12 protein-coding genes and 1 pseudogene are annotated in these 12,501 nt (G+C 70.2%); 2 read left to right on the plus strand and 11 right to left on the minus strand.

All coding sequences use genetic code 11. From position 1 onward, the window contains the following. Nucleotide 1: 1 nt before the first annotated feature. The 8 genes and pseudogenes from GWI24_RS01815 to GWI24_RS01850 form a co-directional block, all read right to left on the minus strand. A complete protein-coding gene (locus tag GWI24_RS01815; protein WP_210944114.1) occupies nt 2–1,345 on the minus strand; it encodes an ABC transporter substrate-binding protein in 1,344 nt (447 codons plus the stop codon). Nucleotides 1,346–1,562: 217 nt separating this feature from the next. After that, nucleotides 1,563–2,561, minus strand: coding sequence for a LacI family DNA-binding transcriptional regulator (locus GWI24_RS01820; RefSeq protein ID WP_210944115.1), 999 nt, complete (start codon nt 2,559–2,561; stop codon nt 1,563–1,565). Nucleotides 2,562–3,059: 498 nt separating this feature from the next. Continuing rightward, nucleotides 3,060–3,494 (minus strand): hypothetical protein, encoded by a 435-nt coding sequence (locus tag GWI24_RS01825; RefSeq protein WP_210944116.1) that lies wholly within the window; start codon nt 3,492–3,494, stop codon nt 3,060–3,062. Nucleotides 3,495–3,496: 2 nt separating this feature from the next. After that, nucleotides 3,497–3,844, minus strand: a complete 348-nt coding sequence (locus tag GWI24_RS01830; protein ID WP_374103254.1) for a substrate-binding domain-containing protein — start codon at nt 3,842–3,844, stop codon at nt 3,497–3,499. Nucleotides 3,845–3,989: 145 nt separating this feature from the next. Then, complete coding sequence (gene rox, locus GWI24_RS01835) at nt 3,990–5,534, minus strand: rifampin monooxygenase (RefSeq protein WP_210944117.1); 1,545 nt, start codon at nt 5,532–5,534, stop codon at nt 3,990–3,992. A 381-nt stretch (nt 5,535–5,915) separates the two neighbouring features. Beyond that, nucleotides 5,916–6,647 (minus strand): DUF1775 domain-containing protein, encoded by a 732-nt coding sequence (locus tag GWI24_RS01840; RefSeq protein ID WP_308343344.1) that lies wholly within the window; start codon nt 6,645–6,647, stop codon nt 5,916–5,918. Between the two features lie 158 nt (nt 6,648–6,805). Continuing rightward, complete coding sequence (locus GWI24_RS01845; RefSeq protein ID WP_308343346.1) at nt 6,806–7,318, minus strand: DJ-1/PfpI family protein; 513 nt, start codon at nt 7,316–7,318, stop codon at nt 6,806–6,808. Nucleotides 7,319–7,406: 88 nt separating this feature from the next. Continuing rightward, nucleotides 7,407–8,030, minus strand: a pseudogene (locus GWI24_RS01850) (lantibiotic dehydratase); the annotation flags it as partial. On the opposite strand from GWI24_RS01850, the gene GWI24_RS46040 reads away from it, so the two are divergent. Further along, complete coding sequence (locus tag GWI24_RS46040; RefSeq protein WP_281788791.1) at nt 7,981–8,106, plus strand: hypothetical protein; 126 nt, start codon at nt 7,981–7,983, stop codon at nt 8,104–8,106. The pseudogene GWI24_RS01850 and the gene GWI24_RS46040 sit on opposite strands and share 50 nt — an antisense overlap. Before the next feature lie 261 nt (nt 8,107–8,367). Here the strand turns inward: GWI24_RS46040 and GWI24_RS01855 are convergent, their stop codons facing one another. From GWI24_RS01855 to GWI24_RS01865, 3 genes are all read right to left on the minus strand, one after another. Next, the gene (locus GWI24_RS01855) at nt 8,368–9,879 is read right to left on the minus strand and encodes an MFS transporter (protein WP_210944118.1); all 1,512 of its coding nucleotides are present in this window, start codon (nt 9,877–9,879) and stop codon (nt 8,368–8,370) included. Between the two features lie 118 nt (nt 9,880–9,997). Beyond that, nucleotides 9,998–10,486 carry a MarR family winged helix-turn-helix transcriptional regulator gene (locus GWI24_RS01860; RefSeq protein WP_210944119.1) on the minus strand — a complete coding sequence of 163 codons (489 nt, stop codon included), beginning with the start codon at nt 10,484–10,486 and terminating at the stop codon, nt 9,998–10,000. Nucleotides 10,487–10,558: 72 nt separating this feature from the next. Then, nucleotides 10,559–11,413 carry a LysR family transcriptional regulator gene (locus tag GWI24_RS01865; protein ID WP_210944120.1) on the minus strand — a complete coding sequence of 285 codons (855 nt, stop codon included), beginning with the start codon at nt 11,411–11,413 and terminating at the stop codon, nt 10,559–10,561. Nucleotides 11,414–11,481: 68 nt separating this feature from the next. Here GWI24_RS01865 and GWI24_RS01870 point away from each other — a divergent pair, with 68 nt between their 5' ends. Further along, on the plus strand, nt 11,482–12,465 hold the full coding sequence (locus GWI24_RS01870; protein ID WP_210944121.1) for a DMT family transporter: 984 nt from the start codon (nt 11,482–11,484) through the stop codon (nt 12,463–12,465). Nucleotides 12,466–12,501 lie beyond the last annotated feature (36 nt).

Consider the following 12,501-nt stretch of genomic DNA (forward strand, 5'->3'; position numbering starts at 1 on the left):
GTCAGCCCCGGGCCAGAATGTTGTCGATCTTGCCGGAGGCTTCCTTCAGGAGCTGGTCGACATCGGCGTCCTTCTTGGTCAGGACGGCGGAGACGGCCCCGTCGAGCACGGAGTAGATCTGCTGGGCGTGCGGCGGCTCGATCTTCATCCGCAGCTTCTGGTTGCCGTCGAGGAAGGTCTGGTAGTTGCCCACGGGGACGTTGGCGTTGGCCTTCTTGATCTGCTGGTCCTTGGCGTCGGCGGCGCCGGTGAACAGCCGCGGCTCGGGCAGGCCCACGGGGGCGTCCCGCTTCTTGGCGCGGACGTAGTCGCCGAGGAAGCCCTTGCCCGGGGTGAGGAACATGTGGTCGAGCCACTTGAGACCGGCCCGGATCTGGGCGGGCGTGTCCTTCTTCTGGAACATGTAGCCGTCGCCGCCGATGAGCGTGCCCTTGCCACCGGGCATGGGGGCGATGGCGAGGTCCTTGTAGTTGCCGCCCTTCTCCTTCACCAGGATCGGGAGGTTGTCGGGCGCGGCCAGATACATGCCCAGCTTGCCGGAGCCCATGAGCTGCTGGGCGTCGTTGATGACCAGCAGCTGCTTGCTGCCCATCGAGTCGTCCACCCAGCGCATGTCGTGCAGGTTCTGCAGGACCGCGCGCGCCTCGGGGGTGTCGATGGTGGCCTTCTTGCCGTCCGCGCTGACGACATCGCCGCCCTGTGAGTACAGCTCGGCGGTGAAGTGCCAGCCGCCCTGGTTCTGGGCGCTGTAGTCCGCGTAGCCGACCGTGCCACCGCCCAGCTTGGCGATCCTCTTGGCGTCGGCGCGGACCTCCTCCCACGTCATCGGCGGCTTGTCGGGGTCGAGTCCGGCCTTCTCGAAGAGCTTGCGGTTGTAGATCAGACCCATCGAGTAGCCGGTGCGCGGGATGCCGTAGATCTTGCCGTCGACCGTGTAGATGTCGCGCAGCTGCTTGCTGAGGGTGGAGTAGCTCTTCAACTCCTTGACGTACGGGGTGAGTTCGGCCGCCTGGTTGATGTCGACCACATGTCCGGCGTCGGTGAAGTACGTGTAGAAGACGTTCTCCATCTGGCCCCCGGCCAGCTTGGCGTCGAACGTCTTCGGGTCCTGGCAGGGGAACGCGTCATGCGCGACGACGTCGATGTCCGGGTTCTGCTTCTCGAAGGAGGCGATGTCCTCCTCGAAGAACTCGCGGTCGACCTTGGCGCTCTTGGGCGGCATGCAGTTGACCGTGATACGCGTCTTTCCGCCCGCCGATCCGTCGCCCGACCCACCGCAGGCGGTGAGGGCGAGGGAGAACGTGCTGAGCGCGATGAGAGTACGACGGAACCCGGTGCTTCTCATGGGTGGACCCCTCTGTACAGGAGCAGGGAAGCCCCACGGCCGTGAGCGGGACGCACACAACCGTGAGTGCGCCGCACACTCAAGCACCGACGACATCGGCACGCAAGATGTCGCGTAGATTCTGTAATTATTCAACTGCGCTGCGAATCATGCGGATTGAGTCTGTCGGCGTCTCTCGGCCGCCCTTTCGATCATCCCGCGACGGTCCTCCGCTCTCTCACTCCCGTGGCGCCTGGGCGGTGGAGCCGCGGACCACCAGCTCCGGCTCGAACAGCAGTTCCTCGGACGGTACGGCCACCCCGCCGATCTGCGCGTTCAGCACCTCCACCGCCGCCCTGCCCATGGCCTCGATGGGCTGGCGGACGGTGGTCAGCGGCGGCTCGGTGCAGTTCATGAACGCGGAGTCGTCGTAGCCGACCACGGACACCTGCGACGGCACGCCGAACCCCTTGCGGCGCGCGGCTCGTATCGTGCCCAGGGCCAGCGGGTCGCTGGCGCAGATGATGCCCGTGACGCCCCGGTCGATCAGCCGGGAGGCCGCGGCGTGGCCGCCCTCGATCGAGAAGATCGCCCGGGCCACGAACTCGTCCGGAAGGTGGCCGGCGATGGCCCGCGCGGCGGTCAGCTTGCGTGCCGACGGCATGTGGTCACCGGGCCCGAGCACCAGGCCGATCCGCTCGTGGCCGAGGGAGGCCAGATGCCGCCACGCCTGCTCCACGGCCACGGCGTCGTCGCAGGAGACGGCCGGGAAACCGAGGTGCTCGATGGCCGCGTTGACCAGCACCACCGGGATGTTGCGCTCGGCGAGCAGCCGGTAGTGGTCATGCGGCGCGTCGGCCTGCGCGTACAGCCCGCCCGCGAACACCACCCCGGAGACCTGTTGTTGCAGCAGCAGGGCGACATAATCGGCCTCGGAGACCCCGCCCTTGGTCTGGGTGCACAGCACCGGAGTCAGTCCGAGCTGTGCCAGCGCCCCGCCGATGACCTCGGCGAACGCCGGGAAGATGGGGTTCTGCAGCTCGGGCAGCACCAGCCCCACCAGCCGGGCCCGATCGCCCCGCAGCTGCGTGGGCCGCTCGTAGCCGAGGACGTCCAGCGCGGACAGCACCGCCTGCCGGGTGGCTTCGGAGACCCCGGGCTTGCCGTTGAGTACCCGGCTGACCGTGGCCTCGCTGACACCGACCTTCTTCGCCACTTCAGCAAGTCGTCGCGTCATGGCCGCAAGCGTAGCGCAAGAATTGCAAGTCGCTTGCGTAAGAGGGGTGTAGAACGTGTGACTCCGGCGGTGGCCCCCGGCTCCATCGCAGTAGCGCGATTGCTGGATCGCAGTAGCGCGGGTGCTGGGCGTCGGTGATGCCGGACAGCGGGATGCCCTTGCTCTGCCGACGTCGGCGGGCACGGCCATGGTGATGCGGTGGCCCATCGCCTACGGGTAGCCGAGTGGAAATCTCCGCGGCGCCGCTGACGAGCGGATCTGGCGGGCGGGTGAGTTCGCGCAGGTCGGCAAAATGATCGACCGGCTGACCTCCGGGATTGCTGCCTTGAGCCGCGGGGAAAACGACTACTCGGCTCCCGCGCCGAGGGGGCGTGCTCGGGATCGACCAGCCACTGCTGGGTCAGTCCGGCGATCAGGGCCATGTGCACCGGCCCGACCGCACGGGCCGCCTCGCCCTCCTCCGCGCCCTCGATGCCGTGCAGATCGGCCGCCAGCGTCTCAAGAGCCGAGCCGGCCGCCGGTCAGCCGTGCCAGCGGGCGGCGACGACGAGCCGCGCGCCTGCGCAGGACGACCGCGGTGGTGGCGCCCGCCGCGGCGGCACCGGCACCGGCGGCGGCTGCCAGAACCTTCCGCGCCTTGATCATCATCCAGGCCGAACCCGCCGCCGCAGCCGCCTTCTTGGGCGCCTCAGCGGCCACGGCACGACCGGTGGTCACGGCCTTCCCGGCGGCCATTTGAGCCTTGTCGGCTGCGACATGTGCGGTGTGCGCCGCGGTCGTCGCCGCACTGGCCGCGGCGGTCTTCGCCGTGGTCTCCGCCTTGCCCGCGGTGTCCTTGGCCTTGTCCGCGGTCTCCTTGGCCTTGGTGGCGGTGGCCTTCGCGCTCGCGTTGGCACTCCGGGCAGTGGTGTGTGCGTTCTTCTTCTCAGTCATGTTCACCGCGTTACCACTCGACCCGACAGCAAACCCGCGCCCCGGGGCAATTGGCGCGGCGCGTCACCGGCTCGTGAACCCGTCATGGCCGGAGCCGGGTGAGCGTCACGGCGTGGACGGCGCCTGGGCCGTCGAGCCCCGCACCACCAGTGGTGGCGGGGGACCACCTCGCGCGGGGTGGTCCGGCCCTCGTCGAGGCGTTCGACCGCGGCGGCCACCGCGCGCCGGGCCTGCTCCTCGGCGCCCTGGCTGACGGTGGTGAGACTGAAGCAGCTCAGCCGGGAGAGTGCGTCGTCGTCATAGCCCGCCACCGACACCTCATCCGGGACGGCGACACCGGCGCCGTCCACGGCCCACTTGCCGCTGATCTTCTCCTCGAAGGCCTTCAGGCAGATCGGGGTTCATGTTCGACAGACGGCCGTTAGACGAACGCACGGCCGCCTGCGCCGATCCACTCCGCGGTGCTCACGGGCCTTTCCGGTTGCTCAGGCGAAATCAGTTGGCGGGCTTGCCGAACCAGCGGGAGAGATGGTCGTCCAGGGCCTGCTGATCGTCGCCGATCCAGGCGACGTGGCCGTCGGGGCGTAGCAGGACGCACGGAACATCCAGTGCCGCGGTGGAATCCGCGAGGTGGTCGACCCGGTCCGACCAGCCGCCGACGGTCAGGCGTTCGGTACGGTCGAGCAGCAGTCCGCGGCCGCGATGCAGCAGACCGTAGAGGTGGCCCTGTTTCACGTCGATGTCGGGCAGCCGGCGGCCGAGCAGGTCGGGGCCTTCGCCGAAGTCGTAGCGGATGCCGATCGCGGTGATCTTCTCGATCAGGAAGCGGTTCACCTCGTCGAAGTCCATCAGTTCGGTGAGCAGCCTGCGTACGGCCTGCGGGCCCGGTTCGGTGGAATGCAGTTCCATCTGGGCGCGGGTGTTGTCCAGCACGTCCTCGGCGACCGGATGACGTTCGGCCTGGTAGGTGTCCAGCAGCGTCTCCGGCGCCCAGCCGCGGATCTGTGCGGCCAGTTTCCAGCCGAGGTTGAATGCGTCCTGAACGCCCAGGTTGAGGCCCTGTCCGCCGGTGGGTGGATGGATGTGTGCCGCATCACCGGCCAGCAGCACCCGTCCGACCCGATAACGTTCGGCCAGCCGGGTGGCATCACCGAAGCGGGACAACCAGCGCGGGGAGTGCACGCCGAAATCGGTTCCGGCGATGGCGCGTAGCTGTTGCCTGAAATCCTCGAGGGTGGGCGGTTCCGTTCGGTCGCTGACTCCCGCGGCGGGGACTACGACGCTATAGACCCCTTCGCCGAAGGGCCGGAGCCAGAATCGCTGATGGGTCTCGCGGATTTCGGTCACCTTGGCGGCGATCTCCTCCTGCGGCACACCCACTTCCATCTCGCCCATCAGCGTCTCGGTCCGCGAGGGCTCGCCGGGGAAGCCGACGCCGAGCAGTTTGCGCACCGTACTGCGTCCGCCGTCACAGCCGACGAGATAGCCCGCACGCAGCTGTTCGCCGTCGGCCAGCTCGACGGTCACCCCCTCGTCGTCCTGCTCGAAACGGGCCACCGCACAACCGCGCCGGACCTGCGCACCGAGTTCGATCGCATGCTTTTCGAGCAGGTCGACGATGACCGGCTGCGGGATGCCCAGCAGATAGGCGTGCGCGGAATCCAGGCCCTTGGGTGCGGGTTTGGGGATGGCGGCGAAGAATCCGCCGGCCGGACGCCGTCTTCCCTTTTCGAGAATGTGATCCAGCAGTCCGCGCATTGCCATCAGCTCGATACTGCGAATATGCAGACCGACGATGCGGACGAACGACGCGGGCTCGGTTTCCTTCTCCAGTACGAGTACCCGCACACCGTGCAGCCGCAGTTCGGCGGCCAGCATCGCGCCAGTCGGCCCGCACCCGGCAATGATCACGTCGAACATGAGGGGCGAGCGATCAGCGCCGGAGGCCGACGACCGGAGTCCGGGGACGTCGCCCACGGTGAAGTCGCGCTCGACCGTATCGTTCGACGACGGCTCGGCGGTGAACTGCGGAGAGTCCATAGGTGTTGCCTTTCGGGAGTGCCTTGTTGTCGAGGCGCTCCCGGCGACACCTACGTCAATCGCCCGACCGTGACGGGAAGGGGGAGCACCCACATCGATACAGCGTTCATGGGTCTCACCTCCTCGGGCGGTGTCACGGTCCACTGCAAGCTACAAGCCCGAGCATCACCCGTCCAATCCTTTTCCAACGGGTGATCACGACTCCAAACGGGCCCGTGCGGTCGCAGGGCGAATCCGGCGACCGTGGGTCAGAGATAGGAGACCGGGGCCGTTTCGGGGTGTCTCCGAGGGCGGCGCCGTGACCTTCGCAACCGCTACATCCGGCCGCCTCGGCGTGACGATCCGAGGGGCGGCGCACCGGCAGGCGCGCCGCCCCTCGGCTCATTCGGTGTCCGAGCCGCCCGAACCACCCGAGCCGCGCCGCTGCTGGAACAGGACAAATCCTCCGGCCAGGGCGAACAGACAGACGCCGATGATGATGCCCACGGCGGGCCACGCGGATCCGCCGTCGGATGTCGAGGCCTTCGAAGGCTCCTTGTCGTCCGAGCCCGGCGCCTCGCTCTCCGGCTTCGGGGAGGGCGAGGCCGAGGGCGAGGCGTCCGGAGTGGCGCCGGCGGCCGCGGCCTTGAGCTTCAGCAGCGGCGCGGGATTCTCCGGCTCCGGCTCTCCGTCGCGGGCCACCTCGATCCACCGGGACACCTTGCCGCCCTCGTAGGTGTCCACGGTCTTGAAGGCCAGCGATGTGGCATCGGGCAACTGCCTCACGACGACGCTGTGTTCGGCGTTCTCGCCGGGTGCGAGCGCCGGGCCGCCGACCGAGTAGCCGTCATCGGTGGGCTTCAGCTTCCAGCCCTTCGGGGCCTGCTTCAGCCGCACATCGCCGGGGTCGATGCCCTTGGGCAACACGGTCCGGATCTCGGTGAAACCGGCCCCCTCGTCCTCCGCCTCCGACTCGAACGTCAGCGTGACGTTCTTCGCCAGGGCGCGGGAGTCGGAGGCGCTCACCTCGGTGTGGGCCAGGGCGGGGGCCGCCGTGGCGAGGACGAGCGCCGAGGTGGCGATGGCCAGGGCGCCGATCCGCCGCGGGCGGGGCGGCAGACGATGTGCTTTCACGGTATCTCTCCTCGTCCAAGGGGCGGACACCCGAGCCCTCCTCGCCGGTCACCCGGCGCGCTCACCAGGTGCGTTCACATTCCCCGGTACGTACGGCCCGGGCGCGATGTTCATCGTCGCCCAGGCCGGAAGCCCGCTTGCCACGCGGGGGAGCCGGGCTACGACGAGGAGGCCGTCCAGACCGTCCCGCGCGCCTCGTACTCCAGCGTGCCCTCCACCCCGATCGCGGCGTCCGCTCCGAGTTCGCGCCTCACCAGCCACAGGCCCAGCTCCAGCCCGGAGGTGACGCCCGCGGCGGTGACCAGGTCCCCGTCGTCGACCACGCGAGCGTCCTTGACGAGGCCACCCTGCGCCTTGAGATCCGCCTTCGCACCGTGATGTGTGGTGCAGGGACGGCCCTTGGTCAGCCCGGCGGCGGACAGCAGCAACGCGCCCGTGCACAGCGAACTGACCGTCAGCCCCCTGCGCGGCGCCGCGGCGAGCGCCCGCGGCAGCACGCCACTGGCGATCTCCGCCCAGACACCGGGGCCGTCGCGGCGGCCGTACCCGCCGCCGGGCACCACGATCACATCCGCTTCCTCCGGGGCCCAGCGGTGTGTCACCTGGATTTCCGTGCCATACGCCGCACGTACCCGCCGGGGCCGCCCCGTGGTGACGTAACGGACCTCCACCCCGTCCGGATCGTGCTTCGCGGCGGGACACGCCCGCGCCGAGCGGTTCGGCCTCGCAGCCCTCCGCCAGCTTCGCCACCCGGGCGACGGTATCGGCCTTCTCGCTCTCTCCGGCGGACGTCAGCACGTCCCGGAGGTAGGCCAGCGGGTCGGTGCGGGTCAGTGGCGGACGCAGCTCGGTGAGCAGGAAACCCTGCTGTACGAGGCAGATGAGCAGCCCCTCCACGACCTCCCTTCCGACCGCCGGGTACGCCGTCGTCAACCGCTCGGCGATCTCACTGGCACCGATGGGCCGTTGCGCGCACTCCAGCGCCAGCCCGACCGCGGGAGTGCCGCGTACGGAGACCTCCTCGGTGCGGGACGTCGGCGTATCGCCCTCGTCCGGGGCGGGGGTGAACGGCAGCACCCAGCGCTGTCCGCGCCGGAACGCCAGGCCGTTGGTGACCACGCGCAGCTTGCGCAGCAGCGCCGGTTCGCTCTCCCACGGCCGGATCAGCCCGAGCAGCCAGCCACCGTCCGGCCGTACCGCGCCACGATGGGCGTCACCCACCCGCGCCCGGCAGTCATCCGAGAAGGCGACCGGCGCGACACCGGCCATCAGGCCGAACGGAGTGGGACGGCCGGCCGCACGCAGGACGTAGCGTGTCGTCCCCAACACCAGTTTGCGCAAGGCGGCGGGCTTCATCGGCGCCCCGCTGAACAGGGTGTGCAACGCGTGGCCGAGCGAGGGGCTGGAGATCGCGAGCGCCTCGCGGACCCGCTCGTCGGCGGTGAGCGCGGTGATGTAGCGCTCGACCTGCGCTCTGTCCCGCGGATCGAATTCCACGTCCGCCGCGACGGTCTTCTCGACCATGGTGTGCGGCAGCAACGGCAGGCGGAGCATGCCGACTTCCAAGGCGCGGAACGAAACGTTGTCGCCGGACGAAGACACGGCCATTCTTCCCCTCTGGAGGAGGTGGCGCAGAGCCGGTACGAGGCTCGGAGGCTTCGGACCGGCCCTGCGCCCCTGGTGGAATCAGGAGCTGATGCCGGACATCAGCAGCCCGAGATCACCGAGCAGAATCATGAGCTGGTCCAGGGGCCATCAGGGGTCTGGCGTCCTGCGGGTCGGCGTTCCGTGGCGCGGCGGAGAATTTCCGCGCGGGCGGCCGCAAGACGGTGAACGCCACCGCGAAGGCCGCCACGATGAGCCCCGTTCCGACGGCGAAGGCCAGGTGGTAGCCGCCGGTCAGCGCCTCGGCCCGACCCTTGCCCCGGGCGAGCAGGGCGTCCGTGCGGGAGGCGGCCAGGGTGGACAGCACCGCGACGCCGAGCGCCATGCCGATCTGCTGGGTGGTGTTGAACAGCCCGGAGACGAGCCCGGCCTCGTCCTCCTTCGCACCGGACATTCCGAGGCTGGTCAGCGCCGGGAGCGCCAGCCCGAAACCGGCGGCGAGCAGCATCACCGGGAGGAGGTCGGGGACGTACCGGGCGTGCACGGGGACGCGGATGAGCAGGCCGAGGACGCCGGTCAGGAGGGCCAGCCCGGTCAGCAGCACCGCGCGGTCGCCGAAGCGGGCGCTGAGTCGCGCGGAGACGCCGAGGGACACCGCGCCGATGGCGATGGCGGCCGGGAGCATGGCCAGACCGGTTCTGGTGGCGTCGTACCCCTGCACATTGCGCAGATAGAGGGCGACGAGGATCTGGAACGAGAAGAGCGCGGCCACCATCAGGAGCTGGACGAGATTGGCCCCCGCCACCCCGCGCGACCGCAGGATCCGCAGGGGCATCAGCGGGGTGCGGGCGGTGGCCTGGCGGACCAGGAACAGGGCGATCAGGAGGATCGAAACGGCGCCGAGGCCGAGTGTGCGCGCCGCCGTCCAGCCGTAGTCCGCCACCTTGACCACGGTGTAGATGCCCAGCATCAGCCCGGCCGTGACGAGCAGGGCGCCGAGGACATCGGCGCCGGCCGCGAGGCCCGGCCCGCGGTCGGCGGGCAGGACGGGTAGGGCGACCGCGAGCGTCAGCAGCCCGATCGGCAGATTGATCAGGAAGATCCAGTGCCAGCTGAGCGCGTCGGTGAGGAGGCCGCCGAGTACCTGGCCGATCGACGCTCCGGCGGCGCCGGTGAAGCTGAACACGGCGATCGCCTTTGACCGTTCGGCTGGTTCGGTGAAGAGCGTGACGAGGATGCCCAGGCTGACCGCGGAGGCCATCGCGCTGCCGACCCCCTGGAGGAACCGTGCGGCGATCAGTACCGCGGGGGAGGTGGCCACGGCCGCGAGCAGCGAGGCCGCGGTGAACACCGCGGTGCCGGTCAGGAACACCCGCTTGCGGCCGATGAGATCGCCGATGCGGCCCCCGAGCAGCAGCAGACCGCCGAACGCGATCAGGTAGGCGTTGACGACCCAGCTGAGCCCGGCGGGGGAGAACCGCAGATCGCTCTGGATGGCGGGCATGGCCACGGTCACGATGCTGCCGTCGAGGATCACCATCAGCATGCCGGTGGCGATGACCCCGAGGGCCAGTTGGCGTGAAGGGGGGACGCGGGGAGACGTCGGGTCGGAAGAGGTGGCGGACATGCGGACACTCCTGTCAGTAGGCGCGACAGGAGTGACCGTAGCAGATAGTTTTGTTGCAGACTATTTGTTTCGGCTCTACTTATGGCCGCGTGGCGGGCCGCGCGGTTGTGTCTCCGCTCTACTTCTCGCGCTGCCGCGCCCTCCGGGCCGGGCGGGGACTCTCGGCGGGCGTGGCCAGATGTCCCTCGGACAGCCGGGTCAAAGCCCTTACCAGCGCGGCGCGTTGGGTCTCTGGGAGCGCCGCCAGTGCCTCACGGTGGACGCGGTCCACAATCTCCTGGCTCCGCTCGGCGATCCGTGCGCCCTCCTCGGTGACCGCGATGATCCGGGCCCGGCGGTCGTGGGTCGAGGCGCGCCGCTCCGCGAGGCCCGCCTTCTCCAGGGCGTCCACCGTCACCACCATCGTGGTCTTGTCCATGTCGCCGATCTCGGCGAGCTGCGCCTGGGTGCGCTCCTCCTCCAGGGCGTGGACCAGTACGCAGTGCATCCGCGGCGTCAGCCCGATCTCGGCGAGCGCGGCCGACATCTGGGTGCGGAGGACGTGGCTGGTGTGGTCGAGGAGGAACGACAGGTCGGGTTCGGTCTTGGTGGGCGCCATGGCGGTCATGTGGCCCAGGGTAACAATTCGATCCGTACTGGATTATCCGGAAGAGTCCATATGGAGCGGCGGGGGCAGGAGTCAGCCGTTGCGGTAGAGGGTGGTGAGCAGCTCGACCGCGGTCTGGGTGGCGGGGTGCGGGTCGTCCCGCCACCAGGCGAGGCGTACCGCGATCGGCTCGGCGTCGCGGACCGGCCGGTAGGCGATTCCGGGCCTCGGATATTGGTTGGCGGTGGACTCCGCCGTCATGCCGACGCAACGGCCCGCCGAGATCACGGTGAGCCAGTCCTCCACGTCGTGGGTCTCCTCCGTGGCCGGCCGTGAGTCGGGCGGCCACAGCTCCGCGGTGGTGGTGCCGGTCCTGCGGTCGACCAGCAGGGTGCGTCCGCTGAGGTCGGCCAGCCGGACCGAGCGGCGCCTGGCGAGCGGGTCGTCGGCGGCCACGGCGCACAGCCGCCGCTCCAGCCCGACGATGGCGGAGTCGAAGCGGCGCTCGTCGAGCGGTCTGCGCACCACGGCCAGGTCGCAGGCGCCCTCCGTAAGCCCCGCGGTGGCGGAATTGACGCGGACGAGGTGCAGCTCCGTCTCGGGATACGCCTGCGCCCAGCGACGCTGGAAGGCGGGGGTGTGACGGCCCAGAGCGGACCAGGCGTAGCCGATCCGCAGATGGGCGTGGCCCGATACGGCCTCCCGGATCAGCCCGTCCACCTCGGCCAGCACCCGCCGGGCGTGTGCCACCACGCGCAGCCCGGTGCCCGTCGGGGTCACCTCACGGGAGGTCCGCCGCAACAGCCTTGTCCCCAGGGCGCGTTCGAGCGCGGCCAGGGTCCGGGACACGGCCGCCTGGGAGACGCCGAGCGCGATGGCGGCGTCGGTGAAGGTGCCCTCGTCGACGATCGCGACGAGGCAGCGCAGTTGCCGCAGCTCCACATCCATACGTCCAGCGTATAGATAGGGCTCCGAACGCATTTTGCGCATGCGTGGGCCGGGCGCACGATCGACGCATGCGACTCGCCCCCGCGTCACGCACCCCGTCCCCACGAGCGGCGGAAACCGCACACCGGACCGCGCCGCCCCCTGCCGACTCCGACCTGGGGCAGGGCCTGGACCCGGGCCTGGACCCGGGCCTCGCCCCTGACCTTGATCAGCGGCCGACCGGACGGCGGTTGGCCGGTGTGGCCACGATGATCGGCAGTGGGCTGTCCAACCAGACCGGTGCCGCGATCGGATCCCAGGCCTTCCCCGCCATCGGCCCGGTCGGGGTCGTCGCCGTCCGCCAGTACGTGGCCGCGATCGTCCTGCTGGCCGTCGGCAGGCCCCGGCCGCGGAGCTTCACCTGGTGGCAGTGGCGGCCGGTGGTGGGGCTCGCCGTGGTGTTCGGCACCATGAATCTGTCCCTGTACAGCGCCATCGACCGCATCGGCCTCGGGCTGGCGGTGACCCTGGAGTTCCTCGGCCCGCTGTGCATCGCGCTCGCCGGCTCACGGCGCCGCGTGGACGCCTGTTGTGCGCTGGTCGCGGCGGCCGCCGTGGTGACCCTCATGCGCCCGCGCCCCTCGGCCGACTACCTGGGCATGGGGCTGGGGTTGCTGGCCGCCGTGTGCTGGGCGTCGTACATCCTGCTCAACCGCACCGTGGGGCGGCGGGTCCCCGGCGCCCAGGGGTCGGCGGCGGCCGCGGGAATCTCCGCGCTGATGTTCCTGCCGGTCGGGATCGCCGTCGCCGTCCACCAGCCGCCGACCGTGAGCGCCGCGGCGTACGCCATCATCGCGGGCGTCCTCTCCTCGGCCGTGCCGTACCTCGCGGACCTGTTCACGCTGCGCCGCGTGCCCGCCCAGGCGTTCGGGCTCTTCATGAGCGTCAACCCTGTCCTTGCCGCGCTGGTCGGCTGGGTCGGTCTGGGGCAGAGCCTGGGGTGGACGGAGTGGATCAGCGTGGGTGCCATCGTCGCGGCCAACGCGCTGGGCATCCTGACCCGGCGCGACTGAAAGACCAGCGGGGCCGGCCCGGCGCCTCGGATGAGC

Source organism: Streptomyces sp. MK37H (genome assembly GCF_018035285.1).
Classification (GTDB): Bacteria; Actinomycetota; Actinomycetes; order Streptomycetales; family Streptomycetaceae; genus Streptomyces; species Streptomyces endocoffeicus.

Excerpts from the sequence above, each read along its gene's own strand:
- GWI24_RS01815 (WP_210944114.1), bottom strand. The coding sequence starts at position 1,345 with ATGAGAAGCACCGGGTTCCGTCGTACTCTCATCGCGCTCAGCACGTTC.
- GWI24_RS01820 (WP_210944115.1), bottom strand. The coding sequence starts at position 2,561 with ATGACGCGACGACTTGCTGAAGTGGCGAAGAAGGTCGGTGTCAGCGAG.
- GWI24_RS01825 (WP_210944116.1), bottom strand. The coding sequence starts at position 3,494 with ATGACTGAGAAGAAGAACGCACACACCACTGCCCGGAGTGCCAACGCG.
- rox (WP_210944117.1), bottom strand. The coding sequence starts at position 5,534 with ATGGACTCTCCGCAGTTCACCGCCGAGCCGTCGTCGAACGATACGGTC.
- GWI24_RS01855 (WP_210944118.1), bottom strand. The coding sequence starts at position 9,879 with ATGTCCGCCACCTCTTCCGACCCGACGTCTCCCCGCGTCCCCCCTTCA.
- GWI24_RS01860 (WP_210944119.1), bottom strand. The coding sequence starts at position 10,486 with ATGACCGCCATGGCGCCCACCAAGACCGAACCCGACCTGTCGTTCCTC.
- GWI24_RS01865 (WP_210944120.1), bottom strand. The coding sequence starts at position 11,413 with ATGGATGTGGAGCTGCGGCAACTGCGCTGCCTCGTCGCGATCGTCGAC.
- GWI24_RS01870 (WP_210944121.1), top strand. The coding sequence starts at position 11,482 with ATGCGACTCGCCCCCGCGTCACGCACCCCGTCCCCACGAGCGGCGGAA.